At 57.9% G+C, this 24,923-nt stretch carries 23 protein-coding genes and 1 riboswitch; of the genes, 7 read left to right on the top strand and 16 right to left on the bottom strand.

The features are described from left to right. Positions 1 to 56: 56 nt before the first annotated feature. The 5 genes from HHJ06_RS10575 to HHJ06_RS10555 all read right to left on the bottom strand — a co-directional run bounded on the left by HHJ06_RS10575 (position 57) and on the right by HHJ06_RS10555 (position 6,030). Positions 57 to 2,105, bottom strand: a complete 2,049-nt coding sequence (locus tag HHJ06_RS10575) for a sulfatase-like hydrolase/transferase (protein WP_215429558.1) — start codon at positions 2,103 to 2,105, stop codon at positions 57 to 59. Between the two features lie 21 nt (positions 2,106 to 2,126). Next, positions 2,127 to 4,097 carry a family 20 glycosylhydrolase gene (locus HHJ06_RS10570; protein WP_215429556.1) on the bottom strand — a complete coding sequence of 657 codons (1,971 nt, stop codon included), beginning with the start codon at positions 4,095 to 4,097 and terminating at the stop codon, positions 2,127 to 2,129. Between the two features lie 77 nt (positions 4,098 to 4,174). Next, the gene (locus tag HHJ06_RS10565) at positions 4,175 to 4,927 is read right to left on the bottom strand and encodes a PEP-CTERM sorting domain-containing protein (protein WP_215429554.1); all 753 of its coding nucleotides are present in this window, start codon (positions 4,925 to 4,927) and stop codon (positions 4,175 to 4,177) included. A 352-nt stretch (positions 4,928 to 5,279) separates the two neighbouring features. Then, complete coding sequence (locus HHJ06_RS10560; protein ID WP_215429552.1) at positions 5,280 to 5,723, bottom strand: DciA family protein; 444 nt, start codon at positions 5,721 to 5,723, stop codon at positions 5,280 to 5,282. A gap of 73 nt (positions 5,724 to 5,796) precedes the next feature. After that, positions 5,797 to 6,030, bottom strand: a complete 234-nt coding sequence (locus HHJ06_RS10555) for a ferredoxin (RefSeq protein ID WP_215429550.1) — start codon at positions 6,028 to 6,030, stop codon at positions 5,797 to 5,799. A gap of 135 nt (positions 6,031 to 6,165) precedes the next feature. On the opposite strand from HHJ06_RS10555, the gene lnt reads away from it, so the two are divergent. Next, positions 6,166 to 8,049, top strand: coding sequence for an apolipoprotein N-acyltransferase (gene lnt, locus HHJ06_RS10550; protein ID WP_215429548.1), 1,884 nt, complete (start codon positions 6,166 to 6,168; stop codon positions 8,047 to 8,049). On the opposite strand, the gene HHJ06_RS10545 is transcribed toward lnt, so the two are convergent. Both HHJ06_RS10545 and HHJ06_RS10540 read right to left on the bottom strand, forming a co-directional pair. Then, positions 8,022 to 8,765: a phosphodiester glycosidase family protein gene (locus HHJ06_RS10545; RefSeq protein ID WP_215429546.1), complete on the bottom strand. Its 744-nt coding sequence runs from the start codon at positions 8,763 to 8,765 to the stop codon at positions 8,022 to 8,024. The two genes, lnt and HHJ06_RS10545, sit on opposite strands and share 28 nt — an antisense overlap. Before the next feature lie 10 nt (positions 8,766 to 8,775). After that, positions 8,776 to 9,678, bottom strand: a complete 903-nt coding sequence (locus tag HHJ06_RS10540) for a nucleotidyltransferase family protein (protein ID WP_215429544.1) — start codon at positions 9,676 to 9,678, stop codon at positions 8,776 to 8,778. Between the two features lie 158 nt (positions 9,679 to 9,836). Here HHJ06_RS10540 and HHJ06_RS10535 point away from each other — a divergent pair, with 158 nt between their 5' ends. Beyond that, complete coding sequence (locus HHJ06_RS10535; RefSeq protein ID WP_215429542.1) at positions 9,837 to 11,153, top strand: bifunctional UDP-3-O-[3-hydroxymyristoyl] N-acetylglucosamine deacetylase/3-hydroxyacyl-ACP dehydratase; 1,317 nt, start codon at positions 9,837 to 9,839, stop codon at positions 11,151 to 11,153. Positions 11,154 to 11,221: 68 nt separating this feature from the next. Here HHJ06_RS10535 and HHJ06_RS10530 read toward each other — a convergent pair whose 3' ends face one another. Next, positions 11,222 to 12,181, bottom strand: a complete 960-nt coding sequence (locus HHJ06_RS10530; RefSeq protein ID WP_215429540.1) for a PfkB family carbohydrate kinase — start codon at positions 12,179 to 12,181, stop codon at positions 11,222 to 11,224. A gap of 83 nt (positions 12,182 to 12,264) precedes the next feature. Next, positions 12,265 to 12,344, top strand: a riboswitch (Fluoride riboswitch). Positions 12,345 to 12,561: 217 nt separating this feature from the next. Here HHJ06_RS10530 and crcB point away from each other — a divergent pair. Together crcB and HHJ06_RS10520 are read left to right on the top strand one after the other, a co-directional pair. Further along, on the top strand, positions 12,562 to 12,930 hold the full coding sequence (gene crcB / locus HHJ06_RS10525; protein WP_251841501.1) for a fluoride efflux transporter CrcB: 369 nt from the start codon (positions 12,562 to 12,564) through the stop codon (positions 12,928 to 12,930). A gap of 11 nt (positions 12,931 to 12,941) precedes the next feature. Further along, positions 12,942 to 13,292, top strand: a complete 351-nt coding sequence (locus HHJ06_RS10520; protein ID WP_215429538.1) for a DUF190 domain-containing protein — start codon at positions 12,942 to 12,944, stop codon at positions 13,290 to 13,292. On the opposite strand, the gene HHJ06_RS10515 is transcribed toward HHJ06_RS10520, so the two are convergent. The 5 genes from HHJ06_RS10515 to HHJ06_RS10495 form a co-directional block, all read right to left on the bottom strand. Then, positions 13,289 to 14,449 carry an iron-containing alcohol dehydrogenase gene (locus tag HHJ06_RS10515; protein WP_215429536.1) on the bottom strand — a complete coding sequence of 387 codons (1,161 nt, stop codon included), beginning with the start codon at positions 14,447 to 14,449 and terminating at the stop codon, positions 13,289 to 13,291. The genes HHJ06_RS10520 and HHJ06_RS10515 overlap by 4 nt on opposite strands. 101 nt (positions 14,450 to 14,550) lie before the next feature. Further along, positions 14,551 to 15,846 (bottom strand): hypothetical protein, encoded by a 1,296-nt coding sequence (locus HHJ06_RS10510; RefSeq protein ID WP_215429534.1) that lies wholly within the window; start codon positions 15,844 to 15,846, stop codon positions 14,551 to 14,553. A 521-nt stretch (positions 15,847 to 16,367) separates the two neighbouring features. Further along, positions 16,368 to 17,255, bottom strand: coding sequence for a tyrosine recombinase (locus HHJ06_RS10505; protein WP_215429532.1), 888 nt, complete (start codon positions 17,253 to 17,255; stop codon positions 16,368 to 16,370). Between the two features lie 22 nt (positions 17,256 to 17,277). Next, positions 17,278 to 18,372, bottom strand: a complete 1,095-nt coding sequence (locus HHJ06_RS10500) for a DNA adenine methylase (RefSeq protein ID WP_215429593.1) — start codon at positions 18,370 to 18,372, stop codon at positions 17,278 to 17,280. A 553-nt stretch (positions 18,373 to 18,925) separates the two neighbouring features. Continuing rightward, positions 18,926 to 19,258, bottom strand: coding sequence for a hypothetical protein (locus HHJ06_RS10495; RefSeq protein ID WP_215429530.1), 333 nt, complete (start codon positions 19,256 to 19,258; stop codon positions 18,926 to 18,928). 154 nt (positions 19,259 to 19,412) lie between these two features. Between HHJ06_RS10495 and HHJ06_RS10490 the strand changes: the two genes are divergently transcribed. Next, on the top strand, positions 19,413 to 20,003 hold the full coding sequence (locus HHJ06_RS10490) for a hypothetical protein (protein WP_215429528.1): 591 nt from the start codon (positions 19,413 to 19,415) through the stop codon (positions 20,001 to 20,003). 128 nt (positions 20,004 to 20,131) lie between these two features. Here HHJ06_RS10490 and HHJ06_RS10485 read toward each other — a convergent pair whose 3' ends face one another. Together HHJ06_RS10485 and HHJ06_RS10480 are read right to left on the bottom strand one after the other, a co-directional pair. Then, complete coding sequence (locus tag HHJ06_RS10485; protein WP_215429526.1) at positions 20,132 to 21,139, bottom strand: GGGtGRT protein; 1,008 nt, start codon at positions 21,137 to 21,139, stop codon at positions 20,132 to 20,134. Positions 21,140 to 21,184: 45 nt separating this feature from the next. Beyond that, on the bottom strand, positions 21,185 to 21,877 hold the full coding sequence (locus HHJ06_RS10480; RefSeq protein ID WP_102711579.1) for an iron-sulfur cluster assembly scaffold protein: 693 nt from the start codon (positions 21,875 to 21,877) through the stop codon (positions 21,185 to 21,187). 215 nt (positions 21,878 to 22,092) lie between these two features. On the opposite strand from HHJ06_RS10480, the gene HHJ06_RS10475 reads away from it, so the two are divergent. After that, positions 22,093 to 22,887: a metallophosphoesterase gene (locus HHJ06_RS10475; RefSeq protein WP_215429520.1), complete on the top strand. Its 795-nt coding sequence runs from the start codon at positions 22,093 to 22,095 to the stop codon at positions 22,885 to 22,887. A 64-nt stretch (positions 22,888 to 22,951) separates the two neighbouring features. Beyond that, positions 22,952 to 23,470, top strand: coding sequence for a hypothetical protein (locus HHJ06_RS10470; RefSeq protein ID WP_215429518.1), 519 nt, complete (start codon positions 22,952 to 22,954; stop codon positions 23,468 to 23,470). 140 nt (positions 23,471 to 23,610) lie between these two features. Here HHJ06_RS10470 and HHJ06_RS10465 read toward each other — a convergent pair. After that, positions 23,611 to 24,923 (bottom strand): tetratricopeptide repeat protein (locus HHJ06_RS10465; RefSeq protein ID WP_215429516.1); only part of this gene is annotated, 1,313 nt, incomplete at its 5' end.

Genomic DNA, 24,923 nt, shown 5'->3' with positions numbered 1-24,923 from the left:
TCCGGGGCTGCGGGGGAAAAGCGGCGGAGACGGAAAACCGTCCCCGCCTCACAGATTCAGGGGGCCGCCACGCGGAAGGCCCGGGCCGGAATGGCCTCTTTTTTGCCGCCTTCCTTCTGCCAGAAGAGGGTGGGAAGCTCGGAAAAGCCTTCCGTCTCCACCAGGAGGGGATGCCAGCCCTTTTCCAGCGGGATGGGTTTCAGGCCCGTCTGGTCAGGCGCGCCTTCCGTGGTATTTTCCCCCATGGAGGAGGATACCTCCGTGCCGGGCCTGTAGCCGTATTCCGCATCCAGCAGGTGAGCGTCGTGCAGCCTGACGAATGCCATGGCCCCCTTTTTGGCCGGAGTTTTCATGAAAAAGACGTATTTCCCCGTTTCCGGAACGTTCAGGTAAAGCACTCTTTTCATGCTGCCGTCCTTCCGGCGGACGCCCTGGGCGGACTGCGCCGTCAGGGGAACCAGTTTTCCGGGCATCTCCTCCTTCCTGAGGGCCGGAACGGGTTCTTCATCATAGGGCCGCTGGGCAAAGGTGCCGCGTTCCGGATGGGTGTAATCGTAAATGCGCCGCATCCTCAGCACTCTGTCATGCATGACGGGCTGCATCTTTTTGCCTTCCGGCGTGTCTTTCAGGTCATGGCGTTCCGCCGGGTCCTTCGCGGTATCGTAAATCTCAAACGGGTCCGCATGGGACTGGATGTTGGTGCGCACTCCCTTGTATTTGCCGATGTAAACCATCTGCTCGTCACCACGGACGGCGTTCCTCCTGGACGGCAGGAAGTCCTTGTAGCCGGGCGTCGTCTTCTTGCTCTGGGACATCTTGGCGCTGTACTCCATGTACAGGCGGCTTTCCGGCTGGGCCCCCTTGTTCAGCAGAGTGGGGAGCAGGGAAACGCCGTCGCTGCGGAAGGGCGCCCTGACGCCGCCGATGGCGGCCAGCGTCGCCATCCAGTCGTGGAACTGGGACGGATGGTCGCTTACGGAACCGGCCGGAACGTGGCCGGGCCAGCGCACGATGGCGGGAACGCGGAAGCCGCCCTCCCACGCATCCTGCTTGATGCCGTCAAAAGGCCCGTAATTGCGGAAAAACTGCGGATTCTGGCCGCCCTCGTCATGGGGCCCGTTGTCGGACGTCATGATGATGACGGTGTTCTTGTCAATGTTCAGGTCCTTCAGGGTCTGGATGAGGTCTTCAAAGGAATCGCTCAGGCGAGCGATCATGGTGGCGTACCTCTTCTGCGCCATGGGCCATTTCTTGTCCGCATAGCGCGGATAGATGTAGGAGTTGATCTTGCCCTCCGCGGTGTTGACCAGCTTGTGGGGCTTCCCCAGCCACTGTACGCCGCCTTTCACGCCGCGGCCTTCCGGATACGGGCCGGTGGGTATTTGAAGCTGGGAGTGGGGGGCGATGTGGGTCAGCGCCAGAAAGAAGGGCTGGCGGGGGTTCTGGCGGTTTGTGTCTATAATCCATTTTTTGGCGCGGGCCGTCAGCAGGTCCACGGAATAGGCCTTGTCGCAATCCGCCGTAATGCACTTGTCCCCGTCCCAGATGCCGCTTCTTTTGGTCGGAGAAATGGGATTGGGGTCTTCCTTGGGATAATGGTGGTGGCCGCTGACGTGGTCCAGGTAGCCGAAGTAATAGTCAAAGCCGCGTTTGGTAGGGTAGGCCGTGGATTCCTGCGGGGTGCCCGCATGCTCCCGGCCGCCGCCTATCCCCCATTTGCCGATGAGAGCCGTCCTGTACCCGGCGGACTGCATGACCGTGCCGAGGGTGGGGGCATTTTCAATGGGCAGGTCAAAGGACCTGTCCCGGATCACCTTGGCATGGCCCTGGTGCACGCCCGTGAACAGGGAGCCCCGGGCAGGGGCGCAGAGCGGGGCGGAGGAATAATGGCGCGTCAGCGTCATTCCCTCTCTGGCCAGGGAGCGCAGGCCGGGGTTGTCCATGGCGGGAAGCCCCTCCTTCATGCGCTGGTCCTGGTAGGAGGGCAGGTCCCCCCAGCCCATGTCATCCATCAGGATGAGAATGACATTGGGCCGCTGGGCGGCCGTGGCGAAAGGAACCGCCAGCAGAAAAGCCAGCAGGGGGAATAAATGTTTACTTCTCATGGCAACCGGAAAGCTGGAATCCTACTTTTTCCCCCTGGTCTTGACGTAATAGCTTGGATCGGCAACCCAGCGGTCTCCCGATTTTTTCACCGGAATGAAGCTGACGCCCCAGGACTGGAAGCTGCCCGTGTACGGCTGTTCAATCAGGATTTTGTTTTCCCCGGCCTTTACCTGGAAGGGGACCGGAGGCCGCGCCCACCAGAATTCCTCATTGTCAAAGGATATTTCATTGGCGGGAGAATTCCAGGTGTGCTTTTCATAACGCCGCTGGCCTGCCAGCTTATAGGTCTGGGGGTTTTTCACTTCCTTGCCGTTCACCCATATCCTGGTGCCGCACTGGGACCATTCCCCGGCAGCCGGAACGCCGGAACAGCGCCGTGTGGAGCGGGCCGGAGCGTCAAAGCCCACCATGGCGTACATGGTGCCTGCCTTGGGCGCGTAAAAGGTCGTCTCCGCCCAGGCGGTATTGCCTGGCTTGGTCTTGGAGAACAGGCCTTCCGCTCCCGCACGCGTGCGGAAGTACAGGTTGCCGCCGCGCGCCTGGAGCTGCTCCACGCCCGCGGGGGATTTTCCGGCCAGCAGGCCGTTCCTCACTTCCTCCTGCCTGTCTTTCGGAACGGGGCCGGACACGGTCCATTCCACGAAGGAATCCCGCCAGTAGGGGAAGGGCTTGTTTCCGGCCAGGGCTTCCATGCGTTTTTCAAACAGGGAGAAGGCCTGATAGGCCTCCGTATCCTTTTCCGGCAATTTTCCGGCAAAGCGGGAGCCGTCCTCCGGAATGCCCTTCCAGCTGCGCTCCGCCATGGCGAACATGGCCGGCCACTGGGGGCTCTGGATGGGGATGTTCTTCTTGTCCTCCACCCGGGTATCCGGCCACAGGCACTGGATGACGCCCAGGGAATGGTCGTCGCTCTTCGCCGTTCCGCAGGGCTGGCGGAAGAAATTCCTGCGCACCAGGATGCCGGGGTCAAAGGAATTGATGTAGCCTGCCGTGGAGTCAAAATAGGGGTTCTTCTGCTTGGCGGGGTTCGGCAGGCCTACGGAATTCTCGTCATTCCACAACTGGGCGTAACTGTCTCCGGAAACGGGCAGGTCGTTATTGCCCGCCCACTGGATGGGCTGGCGTCCCAAAGATTTGACCTTGGCCGCCATCCGGTCCGCAAACTGCTTCCCGTTGGGGATGTGGATTTCATCCGCGCCGATGTGGAGGTAGGGGGACATTTCCACCGGAATTTCCCGGCAGAATTCTTCCAGCAGTTCCTCCAGAATCTTAGCGCCCCTGGGGTCGTGCATCGGAAAACCGAAGCAATTCTGGAAATAGGTGCTGTGCCCCGGCATGTCGATTTCCGGAATGATCTGGATGTGGCGCTTTTTGGCGTACCGGAACAGGTCCCGGATCTGGTCGTAGGTATAAGTGTCGTTGACGTCCCGCCCCTTGATCCTCTTGGAGGGATCATTTAAAACAGGGTACTTCTTGCACTGGATGCGCCATGCGGGGTAGTCCGTCAGGTGCCAGTGGAAGGCGTTTATCTTGAGCCGGGCCATCTCGTCAATGTCCGCCTTGAGCGTTTCAATGGGCCGGAAATTGCGGCCTACGTCGTGCATGAAGCAGCGGATGGCGAATGCCGGGCTGTCCTTGATGTCGCAGCACGGGTAATCCCCCTTGGCGCCCAGCTGGTCCAGCGTCCTGCGGGCATAAAAAACGCCTGCGTCGGCAGCCGCCCTGATCAGGATGCCGTTGGGGCGGATCTGGAGCTCGTAGCCTTCCTTGCCCAGCGTTTTGGCCAGGGCGGCGTTCTTTTTCACGGAAACGGGCGCTTTTTTAGGGCATGTTCCCGGTTTCCAGTCTACCTGGGCCGGGAAGGGGATGAGGGGCACCGGTGCGGCTTTTTCCTGCTGGAGGGGGTGCGGGGAAGTCCAGTCTCCGTAGGAAGAGGGGGAACAGAGCATCAGGCCTGATGCCAGCAAAAGGAGGGAGGATGTTAGTCGCATAATAGTAATACACTTAAATAAAAGCCTCTCTTTCATCAAACTTTAAATGGCGCGGAACACTGGTCTTTTCTGTTGTCTCACCTTCTTTTCCTTCTGAGGGCGCAGACACCAAGCCCGAGCAGCGTGACGGCAGCGGAGGAAGGCTCCGGAACCAAAAGGCCCTCCATGCTGAAATTGCTCACGGCAAGCTCCTGGTAAGCGTAGCTGGTATTAAGAACGCCGGTATTCATCACCAGGTAAAAGGTGGCTCCCCGGTCAAACAAGCTGCCGTACTCCTCTTTGGAAATCGTCCAGCCATAGGAATTGTTGCTGACATTCCCCGCCAGCCCGGAAATCGTGGACCCGGCCTGGAGAAGGGAATCTGCCTCTCCCCCCAGGCTGTACCAAAGGCTGAAATTCTGGGGCTGCCCCGTTCTGCTGGCGTCGTAAAGCCCTCCCGTATCAAAGGAAATCCTCAGGGCTTCATATCCGGACAGGGTAGTTGCGGACACTTCATGGAATTTGACGGCGGTAAACCCTCCGCCTGCGCCGGTGGCGGAAACCAGGTTGGTAGTGCCGTCCGCCGTCACGGAAGCAAGCGTACCGGTATTGTTATTCCTGGTGCCGGAATACCATCCGGCGTCCAGGGCACCAAGGACGGACTGCACGGTATTTGCGGAGGGCCCTCCATTCGCGATCAGAGCGCTTCCGGAGGAATAATTAATGCGGGTGACCGCGGTTTCCCCCATCTTCAGTTCCGGAATGATTCCATCCAGGGAGCTCCATATTTCCGCTCCGGATGCCGCCAGGGCTGCCGCTGTGGATAATGCCAGAAAGAAGGTCGTGTTCATCAGTATATTAAGTTGCTGCTGGAAAGCGAAAGGGCCGCGCCCGCCATGGCGCGTATTTCACTTGATTCATGATGAAGCTACAGAATTTGTAATCCGCTAAAGAAACATTAACGGCAATAAAATAGTTAATTTACTGATTAAAAGCTGATGATAAAAATATCCAACATTTAATTTCCTGCGATTTTCTCCTTTGGGAAAGCCGCGGGAAACGGCAGAAAGGCCCTGACCGTAAATCAGGAAAGAAAAAAATCCGTTTGACAGCGGATTACAAATCCCGAACATGTTTTCAATCTCCGTTAACGCAATGAAGAGCAGGAGATTGACAGGGTAGGGCGCCTGTCCGAAGGAAAAATTATCCTATCCGTATGCGGATGGAATGGACGGCATTCTTGCCGAACTGCTCCTTCAGCTTTCCCAGCAGGGCGCCCTGCCACTGCTGGAGGTGGTAGCGCATGGCGGGCTGGAGCACCTGCACGGTAGCCACTCCCTTGACGATGGACAGCAGGTTGGCCTGCTGGCCCAGGAAGGGCCCTGCGGCGGCCATCCAGCCTTTCCGGAGAAGTTCCGGATCCATCCCTTCTTCATCCAGGGGCAGTTTGGCGAGAATATCCCCCAGCAGGGACTCCGCCGTATGGAGATTCCGCGTCTCACTGGTTCCGGGGGAAACCTGGAACCAGTCCGCCAGCGCCTGCCGCACCTCCCGTTCGTCACGGGAAAGGTATTCATACCGGGCAGGGGAGGCGTAGGGATCCGGACGGTCCCGGTCAGGGACGTATGGAGACTGCGGAAAAGGCATGAATATCAATTAAAAGCCCGGAGCGTTGAATGTCAACAGCCCCGGGCGGTTTGAAAAATAATATGAAACTATATTATTCGCCGTCGTCACCGATGGCTTCCACGGGGCAGCCTTCCATGGCTTCCACGCAGGCAGCCGTTTCTTCGTCGTTGTCAGGCTGCTTCTTGACGTAGGAGACGCCTTCGTCATCATCCCTGCCAAAGTTTTCCGGAGCCGTTTCACGGCAAAGGTCGCAGTCAATGCAGGAGCTGTCCACGTAAAACTTGCCGGGGACGTTAAGAGGTGTTTTTTCGTCGATATCTGCCATATGTGTGATGGGTTGTATGAACTGCGCCCACTATTTCCGCATTTGGCCGAATTTTGCAATCTTTTTTGTTGCAGGAATGAGTCAGCATAAGGAAGAATGCCGGCGTGCCTTTTCCGGAAAAGAAGGCTTTTTACCATGAACACCGCTTCTCCCTCCCCCCCCCGCCTCCTGCCTGTCTGGGCCGGGCTGCTCCTGGCCGCCCTTTCCGGCGTATTGACGGCCTGTTCCTTTATTCCCGTGGACTGGAGCGGCTGCGTCTGGATAGGCTTCCTGCCGCTGCTCACGGCGCTGTGGTACGGCCCCCGCCGGCAGGGGAGGAAAGGGGCCCTGGCTTATGCCCTGTACGGCTGGCTCTTCGGTGTGGCGTATTACGGCATCTCCTTCTGGTGGGTGAATGAGGTCAGCACGCTGGGCTACATTCCGCTGATGATTTTTTACGGGGGCCTGTTTCCCGGCGTCTGGGCGCTGGTCATGGGCGTGTTCTTCCGCCCGGACGCCCAGCCCCTGCCGGATGCGCGGCAAACGGGAACGGACCGCCGGGCCGCCTGGAAAGCCTGGGCCATGGCGGACATGCTGCCCAGCGCCGCCGCCGCGCTGGGCGGAGCGGCCCTGTGGGTGTGCCTGGAATGGGTGCGGGGCTGGCTGATACCGGGCTTCGGCTGGAACAACCTGGGCGTGGCCCTGTACGGCAATCCCCTGGCCCAGTGGGCGGAATACACGGGGGTGACGACCCTAGCCTTTATTCCGGTAGTCTTTTCCATCTGGCTGTGGCGCGTTTGCCGCCGGGCCGGAACCATGGTGGTGCATGAAGGCAGGCGCACGGTGCCCTGGGACTTCTTCTCCCTGGTCTCCGTCCTGCTGGTCATGTTTGTCGTGGGCGTGCTTTGGACGGCGCGCTACTCCCCCCAGTCCGGCACAGCTACCGGGAACGGCAAATGGACCGTTCCCGTCATGACCGTGCAGTTGAACCTGAGCCAGAAGGAAAAATGGGACGCCGCCAACAGGGGCGCCGTTTACAGGGCTTTGCTGGATACGACGGAGCAGGGATTGCTGGACCTTCAAGCCCGGACCCTGGAAGAGGCCGCCAGAAACGGGACGGAGGCCTCCCTGGACCTGCCGTCCTGGGTGATCTGGCCGGAGAGCTCCTTCCCCATCTCCACCTTTTACCGTGATTCCACGGGGGAGCTCTTTCCGGAGCAGGACAACGTCAATTTCCTGAGCGCGGAGGAGGACTACGTGCAGGCCATCCGGAACAATCTGGGCAACTTCATCCTGCTCACGGGAACGGATGACATTTACCTTTCCGATGAAGGCCGTGTGGCACGGGCCTACAATTGCCTCACCGTGTTTGAGGGGGACTATTCCACGGCCAGGCCGCATGCCAAGGCCATGCTGGTCCCCTTCGGAGAATACATTCCCATGCGCGAAACCTTCCCGTTCCTGGAAAAGGCCTTTGAAGCTTCCGCCGGAACGGCCATGGGACTGAATTACACGCCGGGCGCCTCCACGGAGCCCGTTCCCGTTCCCATCCGCCCGGGAAGCTCCGTCACGGTGGGCGTCATCCCGCTGGTGTGCTTTGAGGACGTGGTGGGGGGCTGGGTGCGCCGCTTCGTGCGGCAGGAGCCCCAGCTGATGGTGAACGTCACCAATGACGGCTGGTTCAACCGCTCCAGCGCCAATGAACAGCATTGGCGCAATGCGGCGTTCCGGTGCATTGAACTGCGCCGCTCCATGGTCCGCGCCGCCAATACCGGCGTCAGCGTGGCCCTGGCGCCCAACGGCGCGGTCATTGCGGATTTGAGGGATTCCTCCGGTTCCCCGTTTACCCGGGGGGTGATGAACGCCACGCTGCCCGTGGGCTGTACGGAGATAACCCTGTACGCCATGCTGGGGGACTGGGCCGTCCTGGCCTGTTTCCTGCTGTTTGCGGCTCTTCTCCTGCGCAGGATGAATAAGGGAAAGAGAAACGCCGGCCCCGTGAAGGACGGCGTTTACCGGCGCGGCGCTACGCCCAGGTAATTCCTGACCTGCTTGAATGCGGGGTAGGAAATGCCGGACTCATGGCACCAGAAGGCGGAGGAAGAGCCTCCGTCCAGGTTCAGCGCCGTCTTTACCCTGAAATCCCCCAGCGCTCCGGGAGAAGCCAGCCAATCGGCCAGTTCCTTCAGCGTCAGTGAGGAGGAAACGCCGATGCACCATCGCTTGCCGCCGTCCGTAGCGATGAAGGTGCGGTAGGTGGACTTCTGCGCGTTAAGCCCCTTTACGGCTGAACCGTTCTCCACCAGAAAGGGGCCGCCCTGAATGGCCGCCTGCATGACGGGCAGTTTTTTCATGCGTTTCAGCACGGAACTGCGGACAAGGGCCAGATCGCTTTTACCGTCCTCATAAACGACTCCGGAAACGGCGAAGGAACCCGTGGCCAGCGGAGAAAGGCGCTTGCCGTCCTGGACGACGAGGCCCAGCGGGGTTCCCTCCGCGTCCGCGCCGAAGAATCCGCCGTTGACTCCGGCCACGCAGGGACTTTTCCTCATGGCCTTGTCCAGGGAACCGTACCGGGGAGCCCTGACGCTCCCTTCATCCCGCACCAGAAGGCGGTGCGTGCCGGACTGGAAAAAATAGACGTTCAGCTTGTCCCGCATGGACAGGAAGCCGTCTTTTCTGGTGAACACGCGGTGTTCCGCCTGGACCGTGCCGCAGAAGAATGAGAGGAAAAGGAGAAAACGCAGGAAAGGCATGGGTGGGCAGTCAAAGAGAGAGATGAAAAATCCGCCGTTCCGCACGGGTGCCGGCGGGAACGCGGACGCCGGGCCAAACAATGCATTCCCGCAGGCGGCAGCCTTCTTCCACGACGGCGCGGGGCCCGATCACGCTGGCAGCGTCCACGGAGGCCCCGGGAGACACTTCCGCGTCCGGATGAATGCGCGGAGCAGGGGAGGGAAAATCCAGATGGGCCTGGATGTAGGACTCCGGAGTACCCATGTCCATCCACAGGCCGTCGTCCGCCGGCATGCCGCGCAGACGGCCCTGGCGGATGTAGTCCAGAAAAACGGGAATGATGGAAACGGCCCCATGGGGAGGGATATGGCTGAAAACCTCCGGTTCCATGCAGTATGCCCCGGTAAACTGGCGGGAACCGGGATCGCGCCCCAGGGCGTGCCGCATATCCGTCACCAGTCCGGAGGAAGGGTCAAAGCCCACATTCCTCTTGTCTCCGGCAGTCCGGAGGGCCAGCGTCACGGCGGGACGGTTCCGCAGATGGTCCTCCAGCAGCCGGTGCAGGTCAAAGGTGGCCGCCATGTCCCCGTTCATCACCAGCAGGGGTTCCTCCGCGGAGGCCCAGGGCTTGACCTTCCTGACGCCGCCGCCTGAATCCAGCAGTACGGCTTCATGGCTGAAATGGACGGGGCACCCGTTCCAGGAACGGTCCGGGAACACGCGGTCCCAGGCTTCCGCCAGATGGTGTGTGTTGATAATGAACTCCCGGATGCCGCAGTCATAACAGCGGCGCATGGAATGCAGCACCAGGGGCTCATGGAAAAAGGGAATCAGCGGCTTGGGAAGCACGCTGGTCAGGGGCCGCAGACGGGTGCCCAGCCCGGCGCCGAGAATGAATGCGCGGGAAATGCCGGGGCCTGCTGTGATGTGCATGGAACATCACTACCGGGAGAAAGGCGTTTTTTCAAGCGCCCTTTCTCCGCTCCCTCACCGGATGACACGCCGGAATACCGTCCATTCCCTGAATTTACAGGAAAATCCGTGATTTCGTGCTTTCCAAACGGGAGCTCATTAACTAGCATTCCCCGCATATGGCATGTGGAAACCAAAGAACTGTCGGCTCTCCGGCCTCCCTGGCCGGTACCTCTTTGCATACGGGACAGCCCGTGACCCTGACGCTGAAGCCGGCCCCTGCCGACTTCGGCATTAAATTCCGCCGGGTGGACATTCCGGACCAGCCCTTCATCAACGCGGACGTGGAAAAGGTGCAGACCGTGGAGCGCGCCACCAGCCTGGCGGAAGGCTCCGTCAAGGTACACACCGTGGAACACATCCTTTCCGCCCTCACGGGCATGGGGATTGACAACGCCGTCATTGAAATGGACGCCAATGAACCGCCCATCGGGGACGGTTCCTCCGCCCCCTACGTGGAGCTGATCAAGAGCGCCGGCATCGTGGAACTGGATGTGCCGCGGCGCTATCTGGAAGTGCGGGAAGCCGTCACCATTGAAACCAAGGGCGGTTCCATCCTGACCATTCTCCCCTCCAAGCAATTCCGCGTCTCCGTCACCTGCGTGGGCCCGGAAAACCGCATCACCCAGTACTTTGACGCGGTCATCACGCCTGAAACGTATGAAAAGGAACTGGCCCCGGCCCGTACCTTCACCTTTTACGAGGACATCAAGCCCCTGCTGGAAAAAGGCCTCATCAAGGGCGGCAGCCTGGAAAACGCCGTGGTCATCCGCGGAGAGGAACTCATGAGCAAGGAGCCCATGCGCTTCATCAATGAATTCGCCCGCCACAAGGCCATGGATCTCATCGGTGACCTCAGCCTGTGCGGAAAGCCCATCCTGGGCCACGTGATCGCCATCAAGCCGGGCCACGGCCCGAACACGGAGCTGACCGCCAAGCTGAAGAAGGAACACCGCCGCAACCAGCAAATGGCCCCCAACCCGGTCAACGTGCCGTACGGAGACGCCGTGCTAGACATCAATGAAGTGATGAACCTCCTGCCGCACCGCTATCCCTTCCTGATGGTGGACCGCATCATTGGCTTTGAAGGGGAAACCAAGTGCCGCGGCCTGAAGAACCTGACGATGAATGAACTCTTCTTCCAGGGCCATTTCCCGGGGCATCCGGTCATGCCGGGCGTCCTGCAACTGGAAGCCATGGCCCAGGTGGCCTCCATCGTCATGCTGCGCCAGCCCGGCAACGCCACCAAGCTCGGCTACTTCATGAGCGCGGACAAGATCAAATTCCGCCGTCCCGTGGTCCCCGGTGATACGCTCATCATTGAAGCGGAGATGACCAAGATGCGCGGCAACATCGGCCAGGCCCTCGGCCGCTGCCTGGTGAACGGCCAGGTGGTATCGGAAGCAGAGCTCAAATTCGGTCTTCAGGACATCTGACCTGCCTGAACGCAGCCCCGTCTTTACAAAACCCCGGCGTGCATGCCCGCGCCGGGGTTTTTCCTTAATCAATTCTCCCGTATGGAAACGCAGCCTGTGGGAATGCGGCACATGGCCACATACTCTTCCAGGCGCTTGCAGAAAGTCTCCGCCGTCATGGAAAGAAGGGCGTCCGCGGAAAAGGACTCGCAGGTGAAGGAGGCGGCTACGGTGCCGTAAATAATGCCTCTCTTCATCTCCTCAAAGGAAGGAAGGCCCGGCGGCAGGGTGGCAAGATAACCGGCCAGGGCGCCCAGGAACGTATCTCCCGCCCCGGTGGGGTCCACCAGGGTTTTCAGCGGGTAGGCCGGGCAACGGAAAATGTCCGTCCCTCCCTCCGGCCCGCGTCCGAGGAGTGTGGCGCCGTATTCCCCCTGCTTCACCACCGCATAAACGGCCCCCTTGGAAAGAAGGAACTCCCCGGCCTCCAGCACGGTGGACGCATGGGCGTACTCCTTGGCTTCATCCTCATTCATCATGGTGATGTGGGAACGGCTGATCACGGCGTCCAGCAGCTCCGGCTGGCGGCGCAGCCACTTGTCCATGGAATCGGAAAGCACCAGGGAGGCGTCCGGGCACTGTTCCATGCACTTGAGCTGCTGGGCCGGAACCATGCAGCAGCACGCCAGCACCGGGTGGCTCTGGAGAGGTTCCGGCACGTGAACGTTCCATTCCAGCATGACGGAATCATTGGCGCAGACGGTCCTGCGCTTGTTCATATTGTCAAAATATTCCCCGGTCCAGGAAAAGGACGGCCCCTTCTTCCTCTCCACGCCGTCCATGCGCAGTCCCTTGGCCGCCAGGGACTCTTCATAATGGGTGGGAAAATCCTCCCCGATGATGCTGACGGCGTCCACCCGGTCCGCGAACATCAGGGCCGCCACGGCCGCAAAGGAAACGGAACCGCCCAGCACGCCCTCCGCACGTCCGCGGGGAGTGAGGATGGTATCAATTCCGATGGTTCCGGTAACAAGCAGGGGCTGGGACATGGAAGAAAGGGAATACGGATTTAAACCCGCGATCAAGAATAAAAGGCTGGAGATATGGAAAAAACGGGTTATTTTACCTGCACACGCTTAAAGGAAATGAGGCTCTTCCCTGGGAACGCTCCCTAAACCGCCTGCACGGCAGGCTGATGGCTTCTGTATCACACCGGATGCAGAAGCCTTGTACCCGGTAAAGGATATCCCCATACGAACATGAACGCCTTTAAACCCATTCCCGGAAACGCCGGACGCCGCCATTCCGTTCAAGGAAACGGGCCGTTTCCTCCAGTCTTCGGCCGCCTTTTTCTGAACTATCCGGTCACGGCCACTTTGGAACCGCGCCCGGAGCCTTATTCCCATTCAACCGGAGAAAAGCCGCTATCATGAAAATGCTGATGATGGTCGGGCTGGGAAGCTTTGCGGGAGGCGTGCTGCGCTTTCTGCTGGCCCGTTTTGTCCAGACCAGCTCCATGAGTCCCTTTCCGTGGGGAACGGCGGCGGTCAACCTGCTGGGATGCCTGGTCCTGGGCGTCCTCTACGGGCTGTTCAGCCGGGGCCTGCTGCTGCATACGGAAACGCGGCTTTTCCTTACCGTGGGGCTGTGCGGCGGCTTCACCACCTTTTCCACGCTGATGAATGAATCCTTCCTTCTGCTGAAGGAAGGGAACTTCCCGGCCTTCTTTCTTTACACCCTCCTCAGCTTTGCCGGGGGCCTCATTGCCATTGGCCTGGGATACTTGGCCGCCAGATAGGAAACAACTTGATGAATACTCCGGAAGAAACCCTCATGCTGCGCATCTACGTCAGCAGCACTGACGCCGTCAGGCACACCCCCATTCACGAAGCTGTAGCGTATGCCGCCCGGCGCTACGGCATGGCCGGCTGCACCGTTTACAAGGGACTGATGGGGTTCGGCCGGCATACGCGCCTGATGAGCCCCAAATTCTGGGAAATTACCGAGAAGGTGCCCGTCATCATTGAGATCATGGACACCTCCGAACGCATTGAAACGTTCCTGGAAAAAATCTCCTGCTGGCTGGACAGGCTGCCGCACGGCTGTCTGGCGTGCACGCAGCCTGTCCGCATTCGTTCCGTAGGCGGTTCCCGCTCTTAGGAATAGGACTTTTCCAGGATGCTGACGACATCCGCCGGAGTAAACTTGCAGCGGTCCAGCTCAAACAGGTTGCCCATGGTGGAAAAGGCCGTTTTGGCGTACTCCTCAAACAAATCCGGAGTGATGCCGTACTCGGACATCTTCAGCTTGTCCACGCCGCAGGCCTCCTTCAACTTGTTCAGCCCGTTCAGGAAGCCGTCCACGGAAGCTTCCTGCCCCATGGCGGCGGCTACCCTGGCGTAACGTTCCGGGCAGGAAGGAGCATAAGCTTCATGATAGGCCCAGGAAATCATGATCAGCCCAGCGCCGTGGGGCAGGGACGGATGGAAGGCGCTCAGGGCGTGTTCAATGGAATGCTCCGAGGTGCAGCAGGAAATCGTTTCCACAAAACCGGAATACGTATTGGCCAGCGCCACGTAGGCGCGCGCCTCCAGGTCATCCCCGTTATGCACGGCGCGGGGAAGATACTTGGAGACGTATTCAATGGCCTGGAGCGCGAACATATCCCCCATGGGAGAGGCGATCGTGGCCATGTACCCCTCCACGGCGTGGAAAAAGGCGTCAAAGCCCTGGTAAGCCGTCAATTTGGGCGGAACGGAAAGCATCAGCTCCGGGTCCACGATGGACATGGTGGGGAAGGTGCCCTTGAAGCCGAAGCCGATCTTCTCCTGCGTATCCTCCTTCGTGATGACGGTCCACGGGTCCGCTTCCGTTCCCGTGCCTGCCGTGGTGGTGATGCAGACAATGGGAAGGGGCTTGTTGGGAATAGGCAGGCCCCTGCCGGAACCGCCCTGGATGTAATCCCAATAGGTTCCCGGATTGGCGGCCATCACGGCAATGCTCTTGGCGGAATCCATGCTGCTGCCTCCGCCCAGGCCGATGACGAAATCACACCCTGTCTCCTTGGCCAGGGCGGCCGCTTCCATCACGTGCTCCACCACGGGGTTGGGCTGGACCTTGTCAAAAACGACGCTGTCTACTCCCTGCCGTTTCAACAGGTCCTGAACGCGGTCCAGATAACCGAGACGCCGGACGGACGTGCCGCCGATGACGATCAGGGCCTTGGCGCCGGGCAGGGGGGCGGAACCAAGATTGTCCAAAGAACCCGCGCCAAAGAAAATCTGCGCGGGCATGAAAAACTGAAATGGCTGATACATGCCCCTACTGTATAAAAGGACGGCTCCAAACGTCAAGGATGCTCTGTGCATTCCATGGGCGCCGGAGCCGCCGTTCAGGCAACAGACTTGGCTAAAACCTGTTACGCGTCTTCAAAAAAATCGTCGCTCCGGGTGGGGTCCGGCTTGGGCGGCTTAGGCACATCCGTACCGATGGCGCCGGGATCATCCATTTCACGGCTGGTCGTAATCGTGGTGGGAGGGGTTTTCCTTCTGGGCGGCCGCACTGCGGGGCGCGGCGCGGCGGATGAAGATGAAGAGGAACTGTCCGCCATGCTCCCATCCTCTGAGGCTGTGACCATGCTCTTCATGCTCTGGATCAGCTTGTCACGGAGCGTCCGGATTCCCTGTTCCCGGCGCACGGGGTCCACCGTGGTCCGGATCAGCGTCATCATGTTCCGTGTGGCGTTCGCCTGGTCGCCCAGGTCAAAGCAATCCAGTTCACAGCGCCAGCGCAAACGGTCCAGGATGGAGGAATCCTGCTCGTCGAACTCGTCTTCAGACGCATTGGCGATGCGGCCCTGCATGCCGGACTTCTTGCCGGTGGAAATGGCATGGCTGACCTTGCCCAGGGCCACTTCCATGGAAATTCTCTTGCTCCATGCCTGCCTGAGGGCGGGAAGGTTGCGCGTCTTGCGGTAGCCCGTAAAGAACAGCTTGTCAAAAATCTCGTCACGGTTCTTCATGGAATCAGGGAAGGCCTTGGAGGACATGCTGCTGATGCCCAGGGCTTCTCCCACCTCCGTATTCAGGACGGACTGTTCCGCAATGCGGGCGCCGGATTTGCCGGCTCCTCCTCCGTTGTTTTTGGAGGAAGCCGTGGCGGAGGGATCAATGAAATCCGGGTCCGCGCAGGCGGAAAGGTAGGCGTTCAGCAAATCCATGGCGGGCTTCTGGAACTCCGTCACGTCCAGGGACTCCTCCTCCGCTCCGTTGGTGGCGCTTGACGTGGCATTCATCAGGTTCTCCTTAAGCCGGGCCCTGAGTACCAGCACGCCCCATTGATATTGGAGCATCAACCCTTTGCGGGCATTCTTGTCCTGGTACTTCTTGGCCTCGCGGTCCATCCAGTCCTTCAGGGAATTGGAGGCGATCTTCGCGCTCTTTCCCTGGCTCTTATCCTTCTCCTTTTCCGCCTCCATGAGGAACTTCTTGGACTGGATCAGCAGGTCGTACGCGGCGCTGGGGTCTCTGCCGGCGGAATTAAGCTTGCTGATGGCGGCATTGATCACCTTGGTTTCCGCAGACCTGTTCAGGGCGAGGAGATTCTCCAAATCCTTGATCACCTTCTTCTTGGCATCATTATCCATGTGCTGGGCATAGCAGAGGGACCCCAGGCTGAGGCCTCCGATAAGGCAAAGAGAGACGAAAGTATTCATGCTTTTTTCATTATGACGGATGAAAGATGATCTGGCAAGAGAGAAGCGCAGGGAAGGGACATCTAAATGCCGGTAGTTATCTTCCCCAGAGAAGATCGGGAGAGTTCTACCAAGATAGCCAAGATAGGAGCCCCACGGTTTGAATGGAAGCGCCCGGCTGGCTGCTTGGAAACGGGAAGAAGAAAGGCATCCAGGGAGCGCGCGGGTTCTAGAAATTGACTGGATGGGAGCCAAGGAGGCAATTGGAAAGAGAACCTGCCTTTCGGTCGAGTTATATTGATTCGAATGGCTGCAAAAGGCTGGCGGCGCTCCCTCTTGTCGGTTCTGATGAACGGGGCAGTCCGGGAAACCCTGTAGAAAAGAAAAACGGGCTGGAGAATACCCCTGTTAATACTTCGCATAATATATGTAATGCAAAATATAGAGCTAGTGAACAAAGCCCGTTGAATACTGTCTTTAAACAGGATACTTCCCAATCATCCCCCCGGCCATGCCTCATGCAGGAATCCTGCACCGCACCTTCACCCCCTGGGATGAAAACGGTGATGAATGGCGTTCAGCCGCTGCTGTTCCAGATGCGTGTAGATCTGCGTGGTGGAAATATCCGCGTGGCCCAGCATCTCCTGAATGATGCGCAGGTCCGCGCCATTCTCCAGCAGATGCGTGGCAAAGGAATGCCGCAGAATATGCGGGAAAACGTGCTGGTCTATTCCCGCGGCCCTGGCGCGCTCCTGAAGAATCTGGCGCACCCGTTCCCTGGTCAGCGGCCTCCCGCGCACCGTCAGGAAAATATGGCTCTTCGTTCCCGGCTTGACCAGTTTGGGCCTTCCTTTCTCCAGATACGCCTTCAACGCCTCCAGAGCCGATCTTCCTACGGGAACCAGCCGCGTCTTGTCCCCCTTCCCCTGGACTCTGACGAACGCGTCATCAGCGTCAAAACTCTCTAATTTACAGCTAATTACTTCACTCACCCGCATGCCGCAGGCATAAATCATCTCCAGCAGCGCCCTGTCTCTGCATCCAAGAGGAATATCTTGAACGTCAATGTTTTCAAGCAATTTTGAAACGGTCTGCTGATCCAGCACATGGGGAAGGGACAGCCCCTGCCGGGGCATTTCCAGAAAAGCGGAAGGGTCTTTTTCCAGCATCCCCATCCCGGCCAGCCAGCGGAAGAAAATGCGCAAATGCACCATTTCCACCCGCATGGAACTGCGGGCCATGCCGCGGGCCTGCAAATGCCGCAGGAACTCCGTAAGCCTGCCGATGTCCACCTGGGAAAGATCGGCGTCCTCCGTTCCCAGGAACCGGGCGAATTCCTCCAGCGTCTGCCTCACGGAAAGCTGGTAGGCGGCGCTCAAGCCCTTCTCTGCGGCCAGAAAACGGATGAAGCGTTCCAGATGGGCTTGCATGACCTTCTACCTCTCCTTCCCGTTAAAAACGTTCCACCAGGAACAGGAACTCCGTCACGTTCTGAGGGCGGTTCCTCAAATTCCGGCTCCCCCGGAAGGTGGCGTACGGCGTTTCCAGCGTCACAATGCGGCCCAGGCGCCCCAGGAACTCCGTCATCTCCTCATAGCTGATGAACCCCTCCGAGCTGTAGGAAAGCAGGATAAACCTGGCCGGGCACTCTTCCAGCAGCCGGAACAGGGCCGCCGGGGCGTGCTGGCGGCTGTTGTACGTGGAACGCTTCCAATCCGTGGGAATGCCGGAGACGCGGCTGGTTTCCTCCGGCTTTTCATAGGAAGACAGCAGGTTCAGCATGAAATAATTGGAACCGTACGGATGCTGGTTGTAAGGGGGGTCCAGATACACCACATCCATCTCCGGCAATTCCGCAACCAGTTCATTGGCATCCCGGCAATGGATGGAATATTGGCATTCAAATCTGGAAAACACGGGAAACGGTAGAGAAATATCCCCCAGGATGCGGGCGAGGGCGTTGCCGCCCGTGCCGCCGAATTTGCCCACGCCCTGCCTGTCCTTGTAAAACCCCTTGAACACGCCGGACGTGTTCGTATGCACGGAGGCTTCCGCCAGAAGGGGGGCGATGAAATACGGCCTGACGTCTTCCGGAAGCAGGTTGATGGTCTGCCGGGCCGTATCCAGGTACACGGCATTGCGGCGCGTATAAAAAACGCGGTCTTCCGGCGTGATGCTGTCCGGATTTTTGGGAGCGTACAATTCCGTGATAAAGCCCGGGGACTCATGCTCTTCCATATACCGCAGCAGGCGCCGGTAATGCCTCTCCAGCTCCAGATTCTCCACTTCCTCCGGGTTGCTCAGGTAGCAGGTGTTGACGATGCGGCTGTATTCCTCCAGATCATTGACAATCAATTCCTCCGAATGCTTCTTCAGGAAACGGGCTACAATGCCGCTGCCGGAAAACAGGTCTCCTGCCCTCAATTTCTCCTTCCCCAGGCGGCTTTTCACCTCCTCCAGCCCCGTACCCAGGAAATGCAACAGGGAACGCTTGTTGCCCAGATACGTCACAATCTGTTCCGTCAGGTATCTGGGGTCTTCCTCCATCGGCAGAGCGGGAGTGGATGATGGCTCGTTCCGGGTCATATATCAGGTCTAAACCATCATACGGCACTCCCGCCTTTCCGTCAAGTTGTGCCGGGTACGGAAATGCTTGGAATAAGGAAGAAACCCGCGCCTGCTGAAAGAGACGAGGGGGAAACATATAGAAGGGGAAATGCATTTTGAAAATTTCCCTGAATGGTGAGGGCGCATTCACGCACGCCTCATGAATAGAAAATAAAATCATGAATAATTCATATATGGATCAATTCTGCTCAGAGCTGGTAGCTAATTCCGAATCCAAGTGGTTCCTGTCTGCGTTGCGGGAATGGGAACACGTGGAAACATTTTTGGAGGAGGAAGAAGGTACATGCATTTGCGGGCACGTTATTAAAGAGCACTGTATCATTCAAAACATGATCAATAGAAAAAAACTGACCGTAGGTAATCACTGTGTGAAAAAATTCATGAACCTTGATATATCAAACACTTTGATGCCATCCGCCGGGTCCGGAAAGACATCACTAAGCCTTTTAATCCGGCGTGCCTGCGGGAAGCTTTAAATGGCAAGATCATCAGTGAGAATGAATGCCGTTTCTATGCTGATACATGGCGGAAGAGGAATCTGACCAAAATAGAGAAGGAGTGGCGTATATCCATCAATAAGAGAATATTGAAAGCAAAAGAGCAGAATATGCTCCACATTAAAATAAGCATGATAATGAGGCACTTTTTTGGCGTTGGAAGCGGAGGGGTATATCGTAACAATTGCTGGTCTGAACACATAGGCATTAGACTGAAACAGCTGGGGAACGTGAGGATTCCGGTCAATGGGGAAAAGTTTTACGATTGGATCAGGGAACCCGGCCGCACCCCGCAGGAAATTCTTCAAATGCTTCGCCGCAAATTAGATAGGCTTCGTTCATAAAAGAGGAAACATCCATCCTCCCGCTCATCTCCAGGCCGTGGCCTTCCCCTGCTCCATGTGGACATGCCGGAAGAAAGGCCTTTCCAAAACGGACCCGCATGCTATAGTTCCAACAATCATGAAAAGACATCTTCTACCCTGTTCCCTGCTCTGCATGATCCTGGCGTCCATGACGGCCCTCGGCGATCCCGGAGACACGTTTTACGAAGCCAACCTTTCCCTGACGCGCGCCGCGCGGCTGGAAAAGGAAGGCGATTACAAGGCTGCCATGGAAAGCGGCAAAAAGGCCGCGGAACTCCTTCAATCCCTGAAAAGTTCAACCCCGGAATGGAATCCGGAATGGGTGGCTGGCAAGCTGGAAACCGCCGCGCAATTGCAGCAACGCGTGGAGCCCCTGGCCCGGAAAGCGGGGGAATCCAAGAAGGCGGACTACTCCCTGAAACCCGGGGAACAGAGAGATTTTACCCTGCAGCGCGCCTACAAGTCCCATGAACAGCAAAAACTGGTGGCCGGGACAGTCCCCGCCCCTGCTCCGGTCCATGCCGCGGAACCCGGGAAAACTGTTGTACCCGCTGCTACCGGGCGGACGGAAATCCGCGTGGTCAGGCCGTCCGCAGCCAGACCGGCGACTGTTTCCAGAAGATCCGCGCCTTCACGCGGGCTGCCTCCGCGCACGGACCGGGACGGACGGTTCCGCATCGGGAGCTGATTTTCGGAAGGAAATAGCAGCGGGAGCCGGTAATTCCTCCTTTTCCGCCCTTCCCTTGTTCACCAAGCCATAAAAAGAGCCGCTTCCCCTCATCAGGGAAGCGGCTCTGTGAATTTTTAACGGAGCGCTCAGGCGTTTTCCTTGGCGGCTTCTTCAACAGCCACGGCCACCGCTACGGAAGCGCCGACCATCGGGTTGTTGCCCATGCCGATGAGGCCCATCATTTCCACGTGGGCGGGCACGGAGGAGGAGCCGGCGAACTGGGCGTCGGAGTGCATGCGGCCCATGGTATCGGTCATGCCGTAGGAGGCGGGACCGGCAGCCATGTTGTCCGGGTGCAGGGTGCGGCCCGTACCGCCGCCGGAAGCCACGGAGAAGTACTTCTTGCCCTTCTCGTTGCATTCCTTCTTGTAGGTGCCGGCTACCGGGTGCTGGAAGCGGGTGGGGTTGGTGGAGTTCCCGGTGATGGAAACGTCCACGCCTTCATTCCACATGACGGCCACGCCTTCGCGCACGTCGTCGCAGCCGTACACGCGCACGGCGGCCTTCGGGCCCTTGGAGAAAGCCTTCTCCTGGATGATGTTCAGCTTGCCCGTGGCATAGTCGAACTTGGTCTGCACGTACGTGAAGCCGTTGATGCGGGAGATGATGTACGCGGCATCCTTGCCAAGGCCGTTCAGGCAGACGCGGAGGTCCTGCTTGCGGACGCGGTTGGCGGACTTGGCAATGCCGATGGCGCCTTCAGCGGCGGCAAAGGATTCGTGCCCGGCCAGGAAGCAGAAGCATTCCGTTTCATCACGCAGGAGCATGGCGGCCAGGTTGCCGTGGCCCAGGCCCACCTTGCGGTCATCCGCAACGGAACCGGGGATGCAGAAGGACTGGAGGCCTTCACCGATGGCTTCAGCGGCGTCGGCGGCCTTCGTGCAGCCCTTCTTGATGGCGATGGCGGCGCCCACCACATAGGCCCAGCCGGCGTTTTCAAACGCGATGGGCTGGATGCCGTTCACGATTTCGCGAACGTTGATGCCCTTGGAAAGGCAGAGTTGTTCCGCTTCTTCAATGGAGCCGATGCCGTATTTGGCCAGGGCTTCATTGATCTGCTTGATGCGGCGGTCGTAGGATTCGAAAAGAGGCATAATGGTAATAGTGCTTGAAGTTGATATTCTCTTCTTAATTCAATCTCATTCGTGACGAGGATCAATGTACTTGGCGGCCTCGTCAAAACGACCGTAATTGCCCGTGCACTTGGCGAGGGCTTCATTGGCGTCCATGCCCTTCTTGATCATTTCCATCATCGGGCCCATGCGGACGAACTCGTAGCCGATGATTTCACCGTCTTCGTCCAGAGCCAGCTTGGTGATGTAGCCTTCAGCCATTTCCAGGTAGCGGGGGCCCTTGGCGCGGGTGCCGTACAGGGTGCCGATCTGGGAGCGGAGGCCTTTGCCGAGGTCTTCAAGGCCGGCGCCGATGGGCAGGCCGCCTTCGGAGAAAGCGCTCTGGGTGCGGCCGTACACGATCTGCAGGAACAGTTCGCGCATGGCGGTATTGATGGCGTCGCACACGAGGTCCGTGTTCATCGCTTCCAGCACGGTCTTGCCGGGCAGGATTTCCGCGGCCATGGCGGCGGAGTGGGTCATGCCGGAGCAGCCGCTGGTTTCCACAAGGGCTTCTTCAACGATGCCGTTCTTGACGTTCAGCGTCAGCTTGCAGGTGCCCTGCTGGGGAGCGCACCAGCCCACGCCGTGGGTCAGGCCGGAAATATCCGTGATCTCCTTGGATTGCGTCCAGTTGCCTTCCTGCGGGATGGGGGCCGGACCATGGTTGCAGCCTTTCTTGACGCAACACATTTGTTCGATTTCGTGTGTAAACTGCATGGTATTAGGATGTTAATATGAAGATGGGCCTGCAGTCATCGGACAGCCCCACCTTGAGCGGGACGGATCATACCAGCAAAATCCCGATTGGCAAACACGAATGATTGAAAACCGGGCGAAATGCTTCATCATCAGTCCGGAGCCCGCCCCGCATGAAGTCACGCCCGCGTCATCCCCTTCTCAACAAACTTGCAATCATCTCTGTCTCAGTACTGATGATCGGCTTTTCCTTATTCATGTGGGCGTGGCAGGTGGAACCCAGGCGCGTGGAAACCGTCACAACCGCGCTGGAAGTGCCGCAATGGAAGGAAAAAGGCGGCTCCCCGCTCCGGATCGTGATTGCCGGAGACTTCCATCTGCGCCCGAACGGCGGCGACCAGGCGCACCGGTACATGGAAAAAATCATGGAGGCCCAGCCGGCCATGATCTTCCTGATGGGGGACTATGCCAACGGCCACACCCGGGAGAGCAGCATGAGCCCGGAAACCGCCCGGGAATACTTCAAGATGCTGAAAGCCCCCCTGGGCATCTTTGCCGTGCAGGGCAACCATGACCAGTACTACGGCTGGGACCTGTGGCGGAACATGTTTTCAGAACTGGGCATCCTGCCCATGTGGAACGATTCCCTGCTGCTGCACCTCCCCGGAGGAAGGGACCTCCAGCTTTCCTCCGTCCGTGATGACTACCACCTGAGAATCAGGCCGGAGGAACTGCCGCTGCGCCTCTCCCCGGACATTCCCCACATCCTGCTATCCCACGTACCGGACATCTTTCCGTTGCTGGCTCCCGGCACGGCGGACGCCGTTATCAGCGCCCACACCCACGGCGGACAGATTTGCCTGCCCGGCGGCAAGCCCCTGGCGAACATCTCCCGGGAGAAGGCCAAATTCTCCTATCCCTGGTCCCAGCTGAATGGAACCCCATTCCTCATCACGCGCGGGCTGGGGTGCAGCGTTCTTCCCCTCCGCTTCTGCTGCCCTCCGGAAATCATCGTGCTGGAAATCCAATAAAACAACCATTCGGAACCCTCCCTGCCAACCTATGCCCTCTCTTTTTTATTCACATGATATTTTCATGTTATTCACAACAGCGTGCGTTGCGGTGCTGCTGGAATCGTGCTCCGTGCCCTCCCCTGCTCCGGAAGCCGTGGCCGGATGGTATGAAGGAACCCTTTATGAAGGCAAGCCCTTCTACATCACTAAAAACACCATCAGCTGGACCAGCGGGAGAAAAAAGGCGGACTTCGGCCACTGGACAGCCTCCAGCGTTTACGACCCTTCCATCCGTCTGGAAGCGGAGGGCGGCACATTCACCATCTCTCCCGGCTACGGCTGGGACGGCGTCACCTGGGGAACCACCCCGCCGGACATGCTCCTCCCTTCCCTGTTCCACGACGCCATGCTGCACGCCAAAATGAACGGGGCCCCCATCGCCAGAAGCCAGATAGACCTGGCCTTCTACGACCTCATGACCACCCAGCACGCCAGCCGCAAGGGACTTTACTACCGCTTTGTACGCCTCTTCGGCTGGTGCTTCACCCTTCCCCAGCATCCGCACACGTTGACGGTCCATAGGGAAGAGCCTAGGCATTAAGTCTTCTGAACCTAATGCCCCCTTCTTCCGAAGCAACGCGAAAGCTTAAAAACACACATCTTATTTCCCCTTCGCTACACTCCGGAATTCTTCAACGATGAAGGCCGGGAGGCCTTCACTCCCATTTTCCTGCCGTCTCATCAGCTCAAAGGCGTCCGTGACTGGCGAAACTCCACTTCCTTCTTTCCTCCTAAATGATGGAGCCTGAACTTGGCCACATCCACCAGATTGGTAAAATCCTTCAATTTCGGTCCCGCAATCACTTGATTCAAATACTCTTCCTTATCATGAATGACAGGCAGATAATTGACCGACAGACAATTTTTCCCCGTCAATACCTTGAGGGACGAATCATTATACGGATGCAACGATAAAATCCTCAATTCCTTTTCATCCTTGAATGCGGCATCCTTCACCAGATGCCTCAGGTAAATAAGCATTTCCAAGGCCGTCTGCTGATATTTCTTGCTGATTGACTTAAAATAGTACCGAATTCTTTTCAGTGATTCCCCAATATTCTTAACTCTCTTACGGTCAGATTTTCGAAAAGAATCTTCCGTCATCTCCAATTCCCGATTCAAACTGTGTTCCGTACACGCAGGCGTATAATAAACGTGTCCGGACTCGCAGTCATAGTACAATACCCAGTAAAGGGGAAGTTTATGGCCTGTTTCCGTTTCTTCCTTGAGAAATTGTTCCTCCTCCCTTTTGACGGCAATCAGAGAAACCTCTCCAGGAGCGGCAAAAAAATCCCGGTTGAACACTAGGCAAAGTCCCGTTCCTTCTTCTCCGTCTTTTTTGCCGTAAAGACGGAACTGGTTCAAGGAATCAATAGCGGAAGAAAAGGAAGTCTGTAGTACGGAAAGATCGCTTTGAATTCTTGGGGAAGGTATACAATTTTTATGAAGCAAAGAAAGGAACACGGTTCCTTCCGTAGGGTCATTGGCCGCTGCCACGCTACACAACCGTAAAGGTGCCGCTTTCCCCTTTGTTTCTCCCTCTTCTTGAAGCAAGATTTCAAAGACGGAGGATGATGTATAATGCCCTACCTGCTTAAGGTCTGCGCTAAGCAAATATAATATCCGGTACTGTTCTACCCATAAACGGTGAATACAGGATAAATCCTTACTGGAGCAGTCTTTCAATTTTTCTCTACTAGCCAAAGTATTGAAGTCATCATCTCCGCTCCATAAATCAATGCGACTATTTCCAGACAAGCTTTCCCAGAATTGTTGACTGCCAATCAAAGATCTTCTTTTCTGTTTCGCTATTTTATTATCTTTATTAATTTTCAGAGCTTGAATATAACACTTCAACGCTTCTTTTTGCTTTCCAAGATTGGATAATACTATTCCCTTATTAGCAAAGGAGGCATCATCAGCAGGATTAATTTTTAATATCCTGTTATAACCTTTCAAAGACTTCTTGTAATGAAGTAGAGCCTCCTCATTCT

This window comes from Akkermansia muciniphila, from assembly GCF_018709685.1.
GTDB lineage: Bacteria > Verrucomicrobiota > Verrucomicrobiia > Verrucomicrobiales > Akkermansiaceae > Akkermansia > Akkermansia muciniphila_E.
This window is presented reverse-complemented; position numbering and strand designations above follow the sequence as displayed.